This is a genomic window from Acidovorax sp. Leaf78 (genome assembly GCF_001422735.1).
Taxonomy (GTDB): domain Bacteria; phylum Pseudomonadota; class Gammaproteobacteria; order Burkholderiales; family Burkholderiaceae_C; genus Acidovorax.
The window spans coordinates 161422-177007 of the sequence record NZ_LMLZ01000024.1; the positions used below are offsets into that span (position 1 = coordinate 161422).

15 protein-coding genes are annotated in these 15586 nt (G+C 66.8%); 4 read left to right on the forward strand and 11 right to left on the reverse strand.

From position 1 onward, the window contains the following. Window positions 1-228 precede the first annotated feature (228 nt). Window positions 229-843, reverse strand: coding sequence for a hypothetical protein (locus tag ASF16_RS26910; RefSeq protein WP_235507491.1), 615 nt, complete (start codon window positions 841-843; stop codon window positions 229-231). Window positions 844-1059: 216 nt separating this feature from the next. Between ASF16_RS26910 and ASF16_RS22890 the strand changes: the two genes are divergently transcribed. Next, the gene (locus ASF16_RS22890; RefSeq protein ID WP_056172671.1) at window positions 1060-1518 is read left to right on the forward strand and encodes a hypothetical protein; all 459 of its coding nucleotides are present in this window, start codon (window positions 1060-1062) and stop codon (window positions 1516-1518) included. A 12-nt stretch (window positions 1519-1530) separates the two neighbouring features. Here ASF16_RS22890 and ASF16_RS22895 read toward each other — a convergent pair whose 3' ends face one another. Then, window positions 1531-2370 carry a YiiX/YebB-like N1pC/P60 family cysteine hydrolase gene (locus tag ASF16_RS22895; RefSeq protein WP_056172674.1) on the reverse strand — a complete coding sequence of 280 codons (840 nt, stop codon included), beginning with the start codon at window positions 2368-2370 and terminating at the stop codon, window positions 1531-1533. Between the two features lie 33 nt (window positions 2371-2403). Then, window positions 2404-3576 (reverse strand): tRNA guanosine(34) transglycosylase Tgt, encoded by a 1173-nt coding sequence (gene tgt / locus ASF16_RS22900; protein ID WP_056172676.1) that lies wholly within the window; start codon window positions 3574-3576, stop codon window positions 2404-2406. 195 nt (window positions 3577-3771) lie between these two features. Between tgt and ASF16_RS22905 the strand changes: the two genes are divergently transcribed. Beyond that, window positions 3772-4251, forward strand: a complete 480-nt coding sequence (locus tag ASF16_RS22905; protein ID WP_056172679.1) for a universal stress protein — start codon at window positions 3772-3774, stop codon at window positions 4249-4251. A gap of 114 nt (window positions 4252-4365) precedes the next feature. Here ASF16_RS22905 and ASF16_RS22910 read toward each other — a convergent pair whose 3' ends face one another. The 3 genes from ASF16_RS22910 to ASF16_RS22920 all read right to left on the reverse strand — a co-directional run bounded on the left by ASF16_RS22910 (window position 4366) and on the right by ASF16_RS22920 (window position 9074). Next, window positions 4366-4752: a hypothetical protein gene (locus tag ASF16_RS22910; protein ID WP_056172682.1), complete on the reverse strand. Its 387-nt coding sequence runs from the start codon at window positions 4750-4752 to the stop codon at window positions 4366-4368. A 362-nt stretch (window positions 4753-5114) separates the two neighbouring features. Beyond that, the gene (locus tag ASF16_RS22915) at window positions 5115-6404 is read right to left on the reverse strand and encodes a phospholipase A (protein ID WP_200926962.1); all 1290 of its coding nucleotides are present in this window, start codon (window positions 6402-6404) and stop codon (window positions 5115-5117) included. 594 nt (window positions 6405-6998) lie between these two features. Beyond that, on the reverse strand, window positions 6999-9074 hold the full coding sequence (locus tag ASF16_RS22920; protein WP_056172685.1) for an ATP-dependent helicase: 2076 nt from the start codon (window positions 9072-9074) through the stop codon (window positions 6999-7001). A gap of 348 nt (window positions 9075-9422) precedes the next feature. Between ASF16_RS22920 and ASF16_RS22925 the strand changes: the two genes are divergently transcribed. Further along, window positions 9423-10610 carry an ABC transporter substrate-binding protein gene (locus ASF16_RS22925; RefSeq protein ID WP_156372209.1) on the forward strand — a complete coding sequence of 396 codons (1188 nt, stop codon included), beginning with the start codon at window positions 9423-9425 and terminating at the stop codon, window positions 10608-10610. A 221-nt stretch (window positions 10611-10831) separates the two neighbouring features. Then, window positions 10832-11785 (forward strand): AEC family transporter, encoded by a 954-nt coding sequence (locus ASF16_RS22930; protein WP_056172695.1) that lies wholly within the window; start codon window positions 10832-10834, stop codon window positions 11783-11785. A gap of 60 nt (window positions 11786-11845) precedes the next feature. On the opposite strand, the gene ASF16_RS22935 is transcribed toward ASF16_RS22930, so the two are convergent. The 5 genes from ASF16_RS22935 to ASF16_RS22955 all read right to left on the reverse strand — a co-directional run bounded on the left by ASF16_RS22935 (window position 11846) and on the right by ASF16_RS22955 (window position 15559). Next, window positions 11846-12664 carry a hypothetical protein gene (locus ASF16_RS22935; RefSeq protein ID WP_056172696.1) on the reverse strand — a complete coding sequence of 273 codons (819 nt, stop codon included), beginning with the start codon at window positions 12662-12664 and terminating at the stop codon, window positions 11846-11848. Then, on the reverse strand, window positions 12665-13045 hold the full coding sequence (locus ASF16_RS22940; protein ID WP_056172699.1) for a hypothetical protein: 381 nt from the start codon (window positions 13043-13045) through the stop codon (window positions 12665-12667). A gap of 228 nt (window positions 13046-13273) precedes the next feature. Beyond that, window positions 13274-13555 carry a cupin domain-containing protein gene (locus tag ASF16_RS22945; RefSeq protein WP_056172701.1) on the reverse strand — a complete coding sequence of 94 codons (282 nt, stop codon included), beginning with the start codon at window positions 13553-13555 and terminating at the stop codon, window positions 13274-13276. Window positions 13556-13647: 92 nt separating this feature from the next. After that, on the reverse strand, window positions 13648-14538 hold the full coding sequence (locus ASF16_RS22950; RefSeq protein ID WP_056172703.1) for a nucleotidyl transferase AbiEii/AbiGii toxin family protein: 891 nt from the start codon (window positions 14536-14538) through the stop codon (window positions 13648-13650). After that, window positions 14519-15559: a type IV toxin-antitoxin system AbiEi family antitoxin gene (locus ASF16_RS22955; RefSeq protein WP_056172705.1), complete on the reverse strand. Its 1041-nt coding sequence runs from the start codon at window positions 15557-15559 to the stop codon at window positions 14519-14521. The genes ASF16_RS22950 and ASF16_RS22955 overlap by 20 nt, the downstream gene beginning before the upstream one ends. Window positions 15560-15586 lie beyond the last annotated feature (27 nt).

Sequence of the window (15586 nt, forward strand, 5' to 3'; positions counted from 1 at the left end):
GGCGCGGCAGGACGACGGCGTCCACTCGATTGTCTCTGTCAGCAGGCTTACAGACCATTTCTTCGCACCTATCAGAAACTTCTGTTGACATTCTCCAACAATATGTAACGTCAGTGTGGAGGGTCTGCAGGCGGTCGTCTTGCTGTGCTAGGTGCGCTGCCAAGCACGCGGCAATGTGCAAGCCAGCCAGGTGCGGCAGGCCTTCGCGCGGATGGTGCGCGGCGGCGGCTAGCGTCTGCGCCAGCGCTGCATCCAGTGGCGCCGCAGCACGCGCGCCACGCGCCAGGCCCACGACGCACGGGCGCGCTCCAGCACTCGGTGCTTGAAGCCCATCCAGTGGGTGTAGGCCCAGGCAAACCAGCGCAGCTGCATCAGCGCGGGCTGGGTGAGGGTGAACAAACGCGCCACCACGGCCGTCCCCACCACCTTGGCCAGCGCAATCACCAGCATGCCCAGCACCACGTGCCCTTGCCCCATGGCCAACAGTGCCAGCAGCTTCACGGGCAGCAGCAAGGCAGTGGGCAGTGCGAACAGCGCCACCGCCGCCCAGGGCGGCCGGGACCGTACCCAGCCCTCGATCCAGCGCAGCCCCGGCCAGCGCCCGATGCGTGCCAGCAGGTGTTGCAGCGGCACCCAGCCCCATTCCTCGAACAGGATCACGAGCGCCAGCAGGCCGCTGACGAGGCCGGCCACCATGCGGCCGGGCCAGCGAAGCAATTGGTGCAGCAGGTTTGAAATGATGTTGGCCTCCAGCGCCAGGTGAGCCGGTCCCTGGTCGCTATGGTTGATGTGCCCGGTGGTGGGTTTGCCCCCCGGCGTGATGGGCGTGAAAGCCCCGCACACTCATGGACTGCGTTTGCGCAGCAGCATACCGCTGTGGGCGCAGCGGCTCTGGTGACTCCGGTTTGTGATTCTCTTGGTTGCCGCGGGCAGCTGAAGTATCCGCCAACGATACCGCCAGACCCGTGCCATGCCACCGCCCCCGAAATGCCGCTGGCATGCAGCGCAGTGCGCCAATCATCGGCGCCACGAGCATGTGCTTGTGTCTCAAGGAGCCTTATGGGCTTGCTTTCTTTGCCTTCGATCCGCCAACGCGCCGTGACGGGCCTGGCCCTGTCCGCTGCCGTGGCGGCCCTCAGCGGGTGCTACGTGGCACCCATCCAGCCGGTGCCGGCGCCCGTGATGGTGCAGGTCCCCGCGCCACCTGCGCCTGCGCCTGTCACGCTGGCGGTGCGCCTGTACCCCGCCAACGACCAGGCAACCGCGCTGGGCGTGGTGCACGCGGTGGTCACCAACGATCTGCATGGCCGGGGCACTTTTCAGGCCAACATTCTGGGGGAATCGTTCATGGGCGAGGCCACGCGCAAGGCCGGGTCGTCCCGCGAAGGGCTCGCCAGTGGCGCGGGCAGCCGGGGCAGCTACCTCAGTTGCCAGTATTCGATGAACTCGTCCACGCTGGGCATGGGGTCGTGCCGCCTGTCGAACGGCGCGCTGTTCACCATGCACGTGGGCGGCTGACGCCGCGATTCCTCAGGGCAAGGGTTGCCCGGCGGCTGCCACGTCGGTGGCTGGTTGGCCGCCCTTGAGGTGCCCTACGTACTGCAGGGCCTGCTTGATCTGCACCGACGGCACGTCGCCCTCGCGCATGTGCAGCAGATCGGCGGGGCTGATTAGCAGTGCCGAGGCGTCGGTCAGCGGCAGCTGGGCGGCGCGGTAGGCCTCCAGCACCAGCTGCGAACAAAAGAAGCGGTCGTTGCGGGCCGCGCCCAGCTGGATGGCAGCGATGCCGCGGATGCAGGCGTCGCGCACGCTGCCCGGCACGAGCGGCAGCTCGCAGTACTTGCGCTGCAGGGTGAAGGGGGCCTGCAGCACGATGCCCGTGGTGTTGTACTTCTTGCCGTCCTGCGCCTGCGCAAAGGAGCGCATCGCCGTGGCGTGCTCGTCGGTCACGCCCGGGTGGCGAAAGGCGACGATGGTGGCTTCATCGGCCACGAACTCGGCCGTGCTGCGCATGCGCACGCCCGAGCCCACCGCTTCGATGATCCGGTCGTCACCGAGATAGAGCGCCGCATGGCTCACGGGCGACAGCGTGATGGCGCGGATGCCCAGCGAGTTGATGCCGTTGGTGGCCGACAGAATGATGTCTCCGGCCCGCAAATCCTGCGCGCTGATGGACTGCCCTCCATTCGCGGGGGTGAGGAGGCTGCTGTTTTGCAGCTGCAGCGTGGGCAGGCCGTTGTCCGCATCGCGGCCGATGCGCGTGGCGCAGCCGCTGGCAGCCACCACCACCGCCAGGAGCGCGCACAACGCGGCACGGTTGCTGCGGCCGAAGGGGCGGGAGAGTGCCGCGAGCTTGTGGAGTTGTGCCATGGTGGGTGCCGGTGGGGTTGCTGAACGAGGGCGTCAGACGCCGCGCGCGCGCTCGGCCTTGAACTGCGCGCGGAACTGCGCAAAGGCGCCGGCGTCCAGCGACTCGCGCACTTCGGTCATGAGGTTCAGGTAGTAGTGCAGGTTGTGCACGGTGGTGAGCATGGGGCCGAGCATTTCACCGCAGCGGTCCAGGTGGTGCAGGTAGGCGCGGCTGAAGCCCTGTCGGCCACCGTCTTCCCACGACACGCCCGACATGCCCGCGCAGGCGTAGCAGGTGCAGCTGGTGTCCAGGGGCTGGTGGTCTGCCTTGTGGCGCGCGTTGCGGATCTTGAGGTCGCCATACCGCGTGAAGATGGTGCCGTTGCGCGCATTGCGCGTGGGCATCACGCAGTCGAACATGTCCACGCCGTCGGCCACGCCCTGCACCAGGTCTTCGGGCGTGCCCACGCCCATCAGGTAGCGGGGCTTGTGCGCGGGCAGGCGGTGCGGCGTGTGGGCCATGATGTCCAGCATCTCGTCCTTGGGCTCGCCCACGCTCACGCCGCCCACGGCGTAGCCGGGGAAGTCCATCTCGACCAGGCGCTCCAGCGACTCCTGGCGCAGGTGCTTGAACATGCCGCCCTGCACGATGCCGAAGAGTGCGTTGGGGTTGTTCAGGCGATGGAACTCGTCGTGGCTGCGCTGGGCCCAGCGCAGGCTCATCTCCATGCTCTTGCGGGCTTCGGCCTCGGTGGTGAGGTGGCCCTTGGTCTCGTACGGCGTGCACTCGTCGAGCTGCATCACGATGTCGGAGTTGAGCGTGGTCTGGATCTGCATGCTCACCTCGGGCGACATGAAGAGCTTGTCGCCGTTGACCGGGCTGGCGAACGTCACGCCCTCTTCGGTGATCTTGCGCATGGCGCCCAGACTCCACACCTGAAAGCCGCCCGAGTCGGTGAGGATGGGCTTGTCCCATTTCTCGAACCCGTGCAGCCCGCCGAAGCTCTGCATCACGTCGAGGCCCGGGCGCATCCACAGGTGGAAGGTGTTGCCCAGAATGATCTGCGCACCCATGTCGTGCAGGCTGCGCGGCATCACACCCTTGACGGTGCCATAGGTGCCCACAGGCATGAAGATGGGGGTCTGCACCACGCCATGGTTGAGCGTGAGCGTGCCACGGCGTGCGTGGCTGGAGGGGTCGGTCTTGAGAAGGTCAAACTGCAGCATGATGGGCCGTATTGTCCCAGACGGCCTGCGGCGATCTACGGTTGCCCGGCGGCCGCCACGGCCCACGGCGTTTTCAGGGGGCTTCCATCGGGTGGCAGACGCCCCATCGGCACGCAGGGACAAGGGCTGGCGCTGGCGCGGTGCGTGGCTACACTGATCCGTAACACGCGGACAACCCGCTCAAAGGAGACCTTCATGCTCAAGATCCTCATCGCCGTGGATGGCTCGGAACTCGCTCTGGATGGCGTTCACCATGCGCTGGCGCTGGTGAGGCAGGGCCTCCAGGCCAGCGTGGTGCTGGCCAACGTACAGGAGCCCGCCACGCTGTACGAGCTGGTGACCACGCGCGACCCCGACCTCATCGCCGCGGCCAGCCTGGAGGCGGGCGAGCACCTGATGGCGTCGGCGCGCACTTTGCTCGATGCCGCCGGCGTGCCGTACGAAACCGACATCGGTGTGGGCGACGTGGCCCACACGCTCGTCGACATGATCGAGCGCTCGGGCTGCCACATGGTCGTCATTGGCGCCAAGGGGCAGGGCGCGATCACCACGGCGTTGCTCGGCTCGGTGTCGCAGCAAGTTGCCAACGCGAGCCCCGTACCCGTGACCATCGTCAAGCATGCCGACGTGCTGGAAACGGTGGACGGTGATCTGGTGGAAGACGCACAGGCCTGATGGCTTTGCAGGCCGGGCGGAAGCGCCTGGCAGAAACAGCAAGGGCCGCGTGCTGCGGCCCTGGGATGGCTTCAGTTTGGCAAAGAAGGCCGCGTTACCCCGCGGCGTGCCGCGTCAGGCTGCCTTGCGAAACGGCTCCGAAGGCCGCTGCAGCTTGCCGTGCGGCAGCGTGGCCAGCCGGGTGAACATGCGGCGGCAATAACCGCTGATCCACAAACACTTGTTGAGCTCGTCCACCGGCAGCGGGCCGGACACCACGACGATGTCGTTGGCGGCCTCTTGGGCACCCGCTGCGCGCAGGCGGCGGCGGGTGTTGTTGGCCCAGGACTGGATGCGCGTGGGGCTGCCGTGCTGGTGCACCTCGCCCGTGTGCACATCGAACGCAATGGCGACAGTGTCGGTCTTGAGTTTGAACCTGCGCTCACCCGTGACGGTACTTGGCGTGTCGCGCATGTCGTACAGGTAGTAGCTGCCTGCCTTGAGCTGGTATTGCATGTCCATGGGTGTTCCTCTCTGTCGGCATTTTCGAGGGTGCACACGCAGGGCAGTGCCCAGTAAAACGGCTGAAAAGCCGCCCTTATCGCAGGCTGCGGCGGCCACCATGCCAGCGTCGGTGCGCGTGCGATTGTGGCGGCGCGCCGGCAGCATGGCGCAAAACTTGAGAGAGTTCTGGTAACGAGTTGTGATGGGTCTCGCCGGTCAGCTGCGCAACCCATGCCGTTGCCAAGGAAAGCCAGCCCGCACGAGCGGCGCAGCGCCTGATACTGGCGCTGCCCAAGCCAGCGCCACCGTGGAACTGGCTTTGCCAGGCCACGGGTGGCGTCCCCCTCAGGGGGAAGGCGCCGAAGGCGACTCAGGGGGAATTAAAAGTCCACCAAGCTCACACCCACGCTGAACACGGTGCGCTTGCGGTTGTAGTCGATCATGCTGTCGCCGTAGCCGCTGAACAGTGCGGTGTGCAGGCGCAGGTTGCTCTTGCCGCCCAGGGTCGAGCCCACGGCCTGCAGCCATTCCACGCGCACGGAGCCGCGGTCGGTGCTGGACAGCGAATGGCGCACGGTGGCGGACAGCGTGTTGTCCTTGTTGACGTTCCAGAACGCCGACAGCTCGCCGCGGCCGATGTAGTCGGCAATGCCGGGGTTGTCGTCGCTGCCCGAGCTTTCAGGAATGCGCTTCCAGATGCGGGCGTTCACGCTCACACTGTTGGACAGCTCCAGGCCCGTCATCATGTACACGCGGTTCCAGCTGCGCGACAGGGGCTTGCTCTGGCCGTTGGACTGGTGCACCAGCCCGACGCCGCTGTAGCGCCACTTCCAGCCGAACGGCAGCTCGGCCGTGGTGGGGTAGACGTACATGACTTCGGGTTCGTGGTCGGTGGCGCGGAAGGGGCGCGAGATCTCGGGCGTGAACAGCTGCCAGTACGACTGCTGGGTGTAGCCGAACCACACCGAATCCTTGAGCGTGGGGTGGCCCTGCGTGAGCAGGCCCTGCGCGACCTTGGTGCGCACCGACAGCTGGATGCGGTTCTCGGCGCGGCGGTAGGGGGTGGACTCGGTGGCCGAGTGGTCTGCCGCGTCCGACGTGGGCTGGCGGTTGACGTTGCTGCCAGCCACCACCGACAGCGTGATCGGGCGGTAGCCGCGGAAGCGGAAGGTGCCGCAGTCGGTGCCCGACTCCAGCTCCCAAAAACGCGACAGGTCGCTGTACTGCGCGTCGCGGCAGCCGTCGGTCTTGGCCACGTCGATGATGCGGGTGGCGGGCAGCGTGCTGTCCACGGGGGGTGGCACGGCGGCGGCATCGGTGGCCGCGCCTGCAGCACCTGCCGAGGCGCCGGGCGCCTTCCAGGTCTGCTCGGCCGACAACTGGTCGAAGCAGGCCAGGCGCGCCTGGTTGTCGGTCGACAGCGCGGCGCAGCGGCGCCAGCCAGCATCGGCACCTGCCGCCGCGGGGGCTGCTGCGGGCGCGGCCTGGGCCCAAACTGCGCCGGCCGGTGCCAGCGTGGCAATCACCAGCGCCGCAGTGCGGTGCAGTGCCCAGCGGCCGGGTGCTGCGGCAGCGGTCTGTCCCGGGGCCACGGTGCGTGCCGGCGCAGAACGCCAAGCGCCGCGCAGAGGGCTGCTGGAGCCGGGGGAGGGGTGTGCGCTGTGTTCCATGGTCCGCTTGTTTCCTTGCCGCAACTTCCACCGCCACCCAGCCTGTCCGGGTGGCACCAGTGCAAGTGCCGTTGATCGATTCATTCATGTCCGCGACAGCGCGGGTTCCCGGGCCATCCGCCTGCATCGCTGCCTGCATGGCTACCTGAAGAGGTCCGTGCTGCGTGCCGCTGCAATTCCAATTGCAATTCCAATTGCCGCCGCCACTGCCGCTGTTTCTGCGCTGTACGGTACCACGCACGTCCTGTGCCAGCCCCGTACACAGCATCTTGTGCCGCACCCCCCACGTCGCACCTTCTGCCCTCCGCTCCCGAACCTCCCGCCTTTCGCTAGCGGTGGTCAATGGCCAAGTCTGGTGGCGGTGTGGCGGGTGCTTTTCCCAGGTGTCCGATGCGTGCCAGCGGCCTCGCGGGTGCCGTGTTCCTGTCCACAGCAGCCGGGCGGGCCGGGCTGGATTGTGGGTGGTACCGGCTCCTGGCGCTTGTAGGATAAGCGCTGATAGCTATCAAAAGCAAAGCACCCGGCGCCAGTCTGCCGGTGTGTGGCGGTACCGCAACGGCGCTGCGGTGAGGGCTCGCTTCGCTGCGGGGCCTTTCAGGACACGGGCGGCGTGCTGTCCGCCAGGGCCTTCTTGGCCGCAAATTCGGCGCGCAGGGCCTTGAGCTTTTCGCGCGGGTCTTCGCGCACGGTGGTCTTGTCCAGGCCCATTTCGGCGATGAACCGGCTGGGCTGGGCCGACACCATCTCGCGGCCCTTCTTGCGCTTCTTGGTCCAGCTGACGGCCAGCGTGCGCTGGGCGCGGGTGATGCCCACGTACATCAGGCGGCGCTCTTCCTGCAGGCGCTGCAGGGTGTCGTCGCTCACCTTTTGCTGGCGGCCTTCGTCGTCGTCGAGCTTGAACGGCAGCATGCCCTCGGTCACGCCCACCAGCACCACGTGCGGCCACTCCAGCCCCTTGCTGGCGTGCAGGGTCGACAGCGTGACCATGTCCTGGTCCTTCTCGCGCTCGCTGATGGTGGACAGCAGCGCGATGGTCTGCGACACCTCCAGCAGGCTCTTGGTTTCCTTGGCCACCACGGCGCCGGCGGTGTCGTCGATCTGGCCGCCTGCGCGCTGGGCCATCCAGTCGCAGAACTCCATCACGTTGCTCCAGCGCGCGGCCGCCACCTTCTCGCTGTCTTCGTTGTCGTACAGGTGCTGCTCGTAGCCGATTTCCTTGAGCCACTCGTTCAGGAACGTGCGCGAGTCTTCGGCCCCATGCACGCGGCGCGCACTGTACTCCAGGTAGTTGATGTACCGGCCGAACTCGTGCAGCCCGTCCATGGCGCGCTTGGGCACTGCGGCGGGCAGCATGCCGTTGAACAGTGCGCCGAACATGCTTTGCTTGTGCTGCGTGGCAAACGCGCCCAGAGCGGCCAGCGTGGTGTGGCCGATGCCGCGCTTGGGGCTGGTGATGCAGCGCAAGAACGCCGGGTCGTCGTCGTTGTTGATCCACAGGCGAAACCAGGCACACAGGTCCTTGATTTCCGCGCGGTCGAAAAAGCTCGTGCCGCCCGACACCTTGTACGGAATGTTGGCCTTGCGCAGCGCTTTTTCGAACGGCTTGGCCTGGTGGTTGGCGCGGTACAGCAGCGCAAAATTCTTCCAGTCCGGCGGCGGGTTGCTGGCCGCGCGCAGGCTCTGGATGCGGGCCACGGCGCGGTCGGCTTCGTGCTCTTCGTTGTCGGCGTCCACCACGCGCACGGGCTCGCCCTCGCCCAGTTCGCTGAACAGCGTCTTGGGGAAGAGCTTGGGGTTGGGCCCGATCACATTGTTGGCCGCGCGCAGGATGGCGCTGGTGGAGCGGTAGTTCTGCTCCAGCTTGATGACCTTGAGCTGCGGAAAGTCCACCGGCAGCTTTTTCAGGTTGTCGAGCGTGGCGCCGCGCCAGCCGTAGATGGACTGGTCGTCGTCGCCCACGGCTGTGAAGTGGCCGCGCTCGCCCACCAGCAGCTTCAAGAGCTCGTACTGCGTGGCGTTGGTGTCCTGGTATTCATCGACCAGCACATGGCTGAGCAGTGCCTGCCACTTGGCGCGCACTTCGGGGAAGTCGCGCAGCAGGCGCAGCGGCATGCCGATCAGGTCGTCGAAGTCCACGCTCTGGTAGGCGGCCAGGCGCTCCTCGTAGCGCGCCATCAGCGTGGCGATGATGCGCTCGTTGTCGTCCGCCGCCTGGGCCAGCGCCTCTTCCGACGTGAGGCCCATGTTCTTCCACTTGCTGATGACCCACTGCCACTGGCGCGCCGTGGCCATGTCAGTGGTGCCGCCCGAGGCTTCCTTCAGGATGCCCGTCACGTCGTCGGCATCCAGGATGCTGAACTGGGGCTTCAAGCCCAGCACGCTGCCGTCCTCGCGCACCATGCGCACCCCGAGGGCGTGGAAGGTGCACACCAGCACCTCCTTGGCCCGCTTGCCGATGAGGTGCTGCGCACGCTCGCGCATTTCGGACGCCGCCTTGTTCGTGAAGGTGATGGCCGCGATGCGCTTGGGCTCCATGCCTTTTTCGATCATGTGGGCGATTTTCTGGGTGATCACCCGCGTCTTGCCGGAGCCCGCACCGGCCAGCACCAGGCACGCGCCATCGGTGTAGTGGACAGCCTGAAGCTGGGCGAGATTGAGACCGAACGACATGGGGAGGGAGGGGGGCGAAGAAAAACCAGGAGAAGGGGGCACGGGGGCCGCCGCGGGGCTGGGCCTCGCAATGCGCAGGCCAGGGCCGCAATGATACCGGCCGTCCCGGGAGGGCGGGGCCACCGCCGCGGCTGACACGGCCCTGACGGGCAGCTGCGCCCGGCCCCGCCAGGCCCGCGGGCTGCGGGAAACCCCGCTAGGGCGCGCATGCACACACTTTGATACTGGCGCGGCAGCTCCACCCACCGATCAGATCACGAGCCCCACACCATGACCCCCTCTGCATCGACCCCTGCGTCCCTGTTCCCGTCCCTGTCTCTGCGTACGCGCACCAGCGCCCTGTACCTGATGGCCGCGGGCACCCTGCTGGCGGGGGCCTTCCTGGCACAGCCTGCGCGGGCCCAGTCCGGCAACAACGCAGCCGTGCGCATCGGCGTGGTCGGGCCGTTCACCGGGCCGTCGGCGGACTTTGGCGTGCCCATGCTCAACGGCATCAAGCTGGCGGTGGACGAGATCAACGCGGTGGGCGGCTACCTGGGCCGGCCGCTGGAGCTGGTGGTGAAGGACGACGCCGCCAACCCCGACCAGGGCCGCAAGGTGTCGCAGGAGCTGCTGGCCGAGAAGGTCGTCGCCACCATCGGCTTTTGCAACACCGGCGTGGCGATGAAGGCCATCGACCTGTTCCAGGACGCCAAAAGCCCCCTCATCGTGCCGTGCTCCACCGGCACGGCGGTGACGACCAAGTACCCGGCGGCCGACAGCTACATCTTCCGCGTACAGGCCCGCGACGCGCTGCAGGCGCCCTTCATGGTGGACGACATCGTCAAGCGCGGCTGGGACAAGGTGGCCATCTTTGCCGACAAGACCGGCTACGGCGAGGGCGGCTACAACGACGTGGTGGCCGCGCTGGCCGCCAAGAACCTCAAGCCCGTGCATGTGGCGCGGTTCGACCTGGGCGTGAAGGACCTCACGGCCGAGCTCACGGCCGCCCGCGCCGCGGGCGCGAACGTGGTCTACAGCTACACGGTAGGGCCGGAGAACGCGACGATCGCCAACGGCAAGAAGGCCATGGGCTGGAAGGTGCCCCAGGTGGGCGCCTGGCCGCTGTCGTTCCCGTTCTTCCTCGAAGGCGCCAAGGACGCCGCCGAGGGCGCGCTCATGGTGCAGACCTTCATCGCCGAGCCCAGCAACGAGCGCCGGGCCTCGTTCCTGTCGAGCTACACCCGCAAGTACCAGGGCAAGGTGGCGGTGCCCATGGCAGCGGCCAACGCGTACGACGCCACCTATTTGCTGATGTATTCGTTCCTCGGTATCCGCGACGGCAACCTGTCGGGCCAGGCAGTCAAGGATTCGCTGGAGGGCAAGATGAAGACCTACTACGGCGTGGTCGCCACCTACGACAAGCCCTTCAGTCTGCAGGACAAGGATGCGATCACGCGCAACATGCTGGTGATCGGCATGGTCAAGAACGGCGCCATCACGTTTGCCTACCCCGAGGACGCCAAGCGCAACCTGATCATCCAGCGCAAGCAGTGAGAGCGGCTCACAAAACTCTGCTGGCGGTGTTGCCGCGTCTTGTCGTACTACTCGTACTGCCTGCGACGCAGCGCCTGGCCAGAACCGCTTCGCTGAGCTTTGTGATCCGCTCTCAAGCTGCTTTCGCATTCGCCGCGCGTGATGGCACCCGCCTGACTTTGCGCTGACCACCGCGCGGGCGCCCGGCACGGCCGCGCGGCGCTGCACGGACAATATCCCCCGTGCTCTCCGTCCTTCTCATCACCTTCCCCTTCTTCGCACTGGTGCTGTGCGGCTACCTGGCCGCGCGGCGCGGCGTGCTGCCGCAGCCGGCCATACCGGGGCTCAACGCCTTCGTGCTGTACTTCGCGCTGCCCTGCATGTTGTACCGCTTTGGCGCCAGCACGCCCATCGGCCAGTTGCTCGACCCCGCCGTGGCGGGCGTGTACGTGCTGTGCGCGCTGGTCATGGTGGGGGCCTCGGTGGCGCTCACGCGCAAGGCGCACATCGGCTGGAACGACGCGGCCTTCGGCGCGCTGGTGGCCGCCTTTCCGAACACCGGCTTCATGGGCGTGCCGCTCCTGGTGGCGCTGCTGGGCGCGCAGAGTGCGGGCCCGGCCATCGTGACCATCGTGGTGGACATGGTCGTTACCAGCTCGCTGTGCATCGCGCTGTCGCGTCTGGATGGTGCCGGTACCCATGGTGTGGGCGTGGCGCTGCGCAGTGCGTTCAAGGGCATGGCGACCAACCCCATGCCTTGGTCGATCGCATTGGGCGCGCTGGCCTCGGCCTTGCACTTTCAGTTGCCTGGCCCGGTGGACAAGACCATCGCCATGCTGGCCGACGCGGCCTCGCCCGTGGCGCTGTTCACCATCGGCGCGGTGCTGGCGCGCTCGCAGATGAACCAGCACGAACAGGTGCCCCCGCGCGACTACGTGCCCCTGGCGCTGGCCAAGCTGCTGATCCACCCGCTGCTGGTGTGGGCTGTGGGCACGGCGGCCATCGCGCTGGGCGTGCCGCTCACGCCGTTCGCGCTCTCGGTGCTGGTGCTGCTGGCCGCGCTGCCCAGCGCCAGCAATGTCTCGCTGCTGGCCGAGAAGTTCGGCGCCAACAACGGGCGCGTGGCGCGGATCATCTTGGTGTCGACGGCGCTGGCGTTTCTCAGCTTTTCGGCTGCGGTGGCGCTACTGACCTGAATGCTATTGTTTGTATAGCTGCTTGCAAGGCGGGGTGAGCGGGAGGGGCAGATTTTTCTATCAATAGGCTTTGCAGGCCTGGCTTACCGATGCAACCAGCGCCTCGCGTGCGTGGTGCATCGCATACATGGCCCCTACCCAGACCAATCCTTCCAAAAAGAGGTCAACGAAAAAATCCGGCCTGTAGATGCGCGTGACACTGGTGTACACCGCCTTGAGCACGATCAGCATGGGCGCTGCCAGCGACGCGGTATATGCCACGGCCTTCCAGCCTTGAAGATAGGTGCCGATCGGAACCGTCGGATGGCATCGGATGACTGCGCCGTGGCGTTGCCAGTCGCCGTAGGCCTCCCACAGCATCATCGCGTTCAGAAAGCTGAAAACCGCCATCGCTACCAGGCAGAAAAGGACCAGGTTCACATCAAGGGTGTTCCAGCTGGCATCGTCGGCCCGCTCGGCCTTCTGCTCAGGGCTTTCGTCGCGGCGCATGCCTTCGGTGCTGATCACTTCTTCGGCCGTATCCACCGCCAGGTCCAGCCATTGGATCCATGTGCGCATACGGGGTTGCTGGCCCAGGGCGGCGGCGTAGACACAGGTGTCGTCGACGCATACCTGTTTGTCGGGAGTGATGTGGCTGCCGGGCAGGTACCAGTCGTCGGACTGGCGCGGTAGCCAGACTACAAACACCGTGGTGGTGACGTAGGTGCTCTGGAACATTCCCGTGGGCTGGTGGTCCAGCTCGATGGCCATCCAGTCGTAGCCTCGGTGCTGCCCCTTCACGATCCATTGAGGCCGAGTGCCTGTCAGGCCGAGCCGCTCCCACAGTGGCGCCGAAAAATTGTCCAGCAGGCCCCAGGGCGGCTTCTCCTTGACGGCCATCTACAGGTGCTCCAGGTCGGCATCGTCCTGCGCGGTGCGCCTGGACTGCAAAGCCACGGGGATGGTGAGGGCGATGCACAGCAGCAGGTTCCACGGACCAGGCATACCGTACACAGCCCAGCCCGCACCGATCGCTGCCAGCACGATGGCCATGCGAAGCCATGACAGGCCTTCGCACAATCTGAGGGAATATCCGAGGGCCAGATAGATCACTGCCAACATCAGCGGCCACCCGAAGATGCTGTAGATCAGCAGCACCGCGAGACCGGTGCCCTTGGCTTTCAGGAACCACGATGCCCAGATCCAGTTGGTCGCCAGGGTGGCCACTGCGACGGCGATGGTGGTCCACAGAGGGGGCAGAAGGGTGGTGTAGAGCTTCATGGGGGCCGGCGGCGAAGGTCGTTCGGAGTATGTACTGTGGTGGTGCCCTGGAGTGTGGCGGCCAATGCGCCAAAGCCGCGGGCTTTCAGGGCCCGGCCAGCTCGGGGCTACTGGCGGTAGCGCAGAACGATACGCTTGGACGTTGTTCGATCTGTGAATGAAGGGGCCCCTTCTGGCCCAGCATCCGTCGATGCCTGTACGTCTTGGTTGCCTTCGCGTGCCCTCCCATCAGGGCAGTACTGGCTTGCGCCCGACCAGGTAGCTCACCCCGGCAGTGCCGTAAAACTCCGAATGCGGCTCGTGCGCCCGCAGGTGGAACACATCGCCCACGCCGTACAGCCGGTCCGACCCTGCGGTCACGATGCGGATCTCGCCCGACAGGATGAGCGCCTTGGCCTCGAACGGGTGCGTGTGGTCGTCCAGCCTGCCATCGGGCTCGCGTGTGACGGTGACTGGGGGCTCGAAGCCTTCATCGGCCAGGGCGCGGGTGAACGTATCGGTGTGGTCCATCGATGTCTCTGGTCTGTGTGGGGAGGCCCCCAGTGTAGGCAGTCGGGGGGCCGTCGCACAACGCTGGCGATGCGTGTCTGCCGGAGCGTTGGTCAATCCGGCGCCGGGCCCTGGCTTTGCAGAAATCCTTGCAGGAACGCATCGACATGCCGCAGCGGGTGCGGCCCGCGCTCAGGGATGGTGCCCGCCAGTTGCAGGGCTCTTTGCAGCTGGTCGTCCAGCAGTTGGCGCCAGCGTCCTCGTCGGTCCAGGATGTCGGCCACGGCCTGCGCGGTGGTCGCTTGCGTTGTGGCCGCAGCGGCGTCCTGGCCCAGCAGCATGGCGCCTGCCAGGTCGGGGTCGTAGTCGCAGGCCTGCAGCAGGGCGGTGCCGGTCTCGTACAGGCGGTCCATGTTGCCCGCCTCTGCATAGCGGCGTGTGATCAGCAGAAAGTCGGTGGCGTCCTTGGAGGTGTCCAAATGCCGGTCGCGCCATGCGATCAGCTTGAGCACCGCCAGCGACGGCAGCGAAGCCACGCGCACCACCAAGGCTCCGTCCAGCTCCACTTCGACGGCGGCCCGGTGCGCTTCGGCAAAGCCCGCGACGTTCATCACCACCGCATGCTCCGGCGGCCAGGCGATGGTGGCCTGCGGGCTTGCCACGGCGCCGAAGGGCAGCAGGTCGAGCGGAACGCCGTGGGGCATGTCTGCCGGGCGGTACATCAGCCGGTGGGCCACGCCAGGCTGTGGGTGGAAGCTGCCTTGTGATAGCAACCGGTCCTTGATGGCGCTGAAGGCGGCCCAGTCGGTCAGGTGCAGGCCCAGATCCACATCGCGTGTGGCGCGACCCGTATTTTGGCCGTGCACGTGCCACAGCATCAGGTCGCGGGCCAGCGCACCGCCGACGAAGAAGTCGATGCCCAGGCTGTGCGCTGCGGCGCTGGCCTGCTGCAGGATGTCGCGCAGCAGCGGGTCGATGGGGCGATCAGGCGATATCTTGAGCATCGCGGCCGGTGTCCAGATACTGCGCTCGGATGCGCTGGGCGGTGTCGATGTTGCGCGGGTCGGCGCTGGCCATCAGGTCTGCGTAGACGAGCAGTGGTGGCACCGTGGCGCTCGCAGCGTCGGACTCTTCGGTCAGGGGCCAGAAGGTGTCGAGCACTTCGATGGCGCCGGTGGGGTCGGGGCGCAACCGGTGTTTCAGGATCAGCGCTTCGGGCTTGGCGGTGTAGATAGTCAATTGCTCGGGGTCGAGATACCCGGTCAGGTGGTAGGCCGCGACTTCGCCACCCCACACGGCCTGTTGTGTGCGCAAGTCCACGCCTTTCCACCAGTCTGCCGCTGGCGCTGCAAAGCGTCGCGCATTCAAACGGGGCCGCAGTTTGACTGGAAAGTGCGTGGCCCACTCTTCCTGCAGTGCGTCTGGCGCCAGCATGCGGTGCGGCTCGGTCGGCGCCAGGTGCCCGCGCGCCTGCAAGTCTGCCAGCACGTCCCCCACGGTGCCCAGCGCCACGCCGGCGGCGGTCGCGATGTCGCGGTAGGTCGCGGCTGCAAGGCCTGTGCGGGTCAGCAGCGCAAAGACGATGCGCAGCCCGGCTGGTGTGAGTGACTTGAAACGCCCCACAGGCCGCGCGCTCTCGGGGCGGGGCTTGCCGGTCACGTACACGAAGCATCCCGGTACGTCGAGGTAGGCGTTGCCTGCCGCATCGATGAAGTTCAGGCCCAGGCTGCGGCATTGCCGGGCGGCCTCGGCGGTGACGAACGGTGCGACCAGCACCGTCGGCTCGCGCCGCTGGCGGGCCCTGGCCTGGAGCGTGCCCAGTGTGTGGAAACGGTCGACGGCCTTGATCTCGGCCGCAAAGCGGACTGGCAGGGCCTGGGGCGTGATCACGTCAAGCCAGGCGTCGGGCGCTGCGTCGCCGGGGGCTTCTTCCCTGACCTGGTGGATGGCAGCCCGCTCCATGCGCACCCCTGTTTCTGTTTGGAGTGCGGCGATGGCGTCGCTCAGGGTCGTCTGGTTGTTCATATTTCGCATTTGTTCACGGAAATTGAA

Excerpts from the sequence above, each read along its gene's own strand:
- ASF16_RS22890 (WP_056172671.1), top strand. The coding sequence starts at position 1,060 with ATGGGCTTGCTTTCTTTGCCTTCGATCCGCCAACGCGCCGTGACGGGC.
- ASF16_RS22895 (WP_056172674.1), bottom strand. The coding sequence starts at position 2,370 with ATGGCACAACTCCACAAGCTCGCGGCACTCTCCCGCCCCTTCGGCCGC.
- tgt (WP_056172676.1), bottom strand. The coding sequence starts at position 3,576 with ATGCTGCAGTTTGACCTTCTCAAGACCGACCCCTCCAGCCACGCACGC.
- ASF16_RS22905 (WP_056172679.1), top strand. The coding sequence starts at position 3,772 with ATGCTCAAGATCCTCATCGCCGTGGATGGCTCGGAACTCGCTCTGGAT.
- ASF16_RS22910 (WP_056172682.1), bottom strand. The coding sequence starts at position 4,752 with ATGGACATGCAATACCAGCTCAAGGCAGGCAGCTACTACCTGTACGAC.
- ASF16_RS22915 (WP_200926962.1), bottom strand. The coding sequence starts at position 6,404 with ATGGAACACAGCGCACACCCCTCCCCCGGCTCCAGCAGCCCTCTGCGC.
- ASF16_RS22920 (WP_056172685.1), bottom strand. The coding sequence starts at position 9,074 with ATGTCGTTCGGTCTCAATCTCGCCCAGCTTCAGGCTGTCCACTACACC.
- ASF16_RS22925 (WP_156372209.1), top strand. The coding sequence starts at position 9,423 with ATGGCCGCGGGCACCCTGCTGGCGGGGGCCTTCCTGGCACAGCCTGCG.
- ASF16_RS22935 (WP_056172696.1), bottom strand. The coding sequence starts at position 12,664 with ATGGCCGTCAAGGAGAAGCCGCCCTGGGGCCTGCTGGACAATTTTTCG.
- ASF16_RS22940 (WP_056172699.1), bottom strand. The coding sequence starts at position 13,045 with ATGAAGCTCTACACCACCCTTCTGCCCCCTCTGTGGACCACCATCGCC.
- ASF16_RS22945 (WP_056172701.1), bottom strand. The coding sequence starts at position 13,555 with ATGGACCACACCGATACGTTCACCCGCGCCCTGGCCGATGAAGGCTTC.
- ASF16_RS22950 (WP_056172703.1), bottom strand. The coding sequence starts at position 14,538 with ATGCTCAAGATATCGCCTGATCGCCCCATCGACCCGCTGCTGCGCGAC.
- ASF16_RS22955 (WP_056172705.1), bottom strand. The coding sequence starts at position 15,559 with ATGAACAACCAGACGACCCTGAGCGACGCCATCGCCGCACTCCAAACA.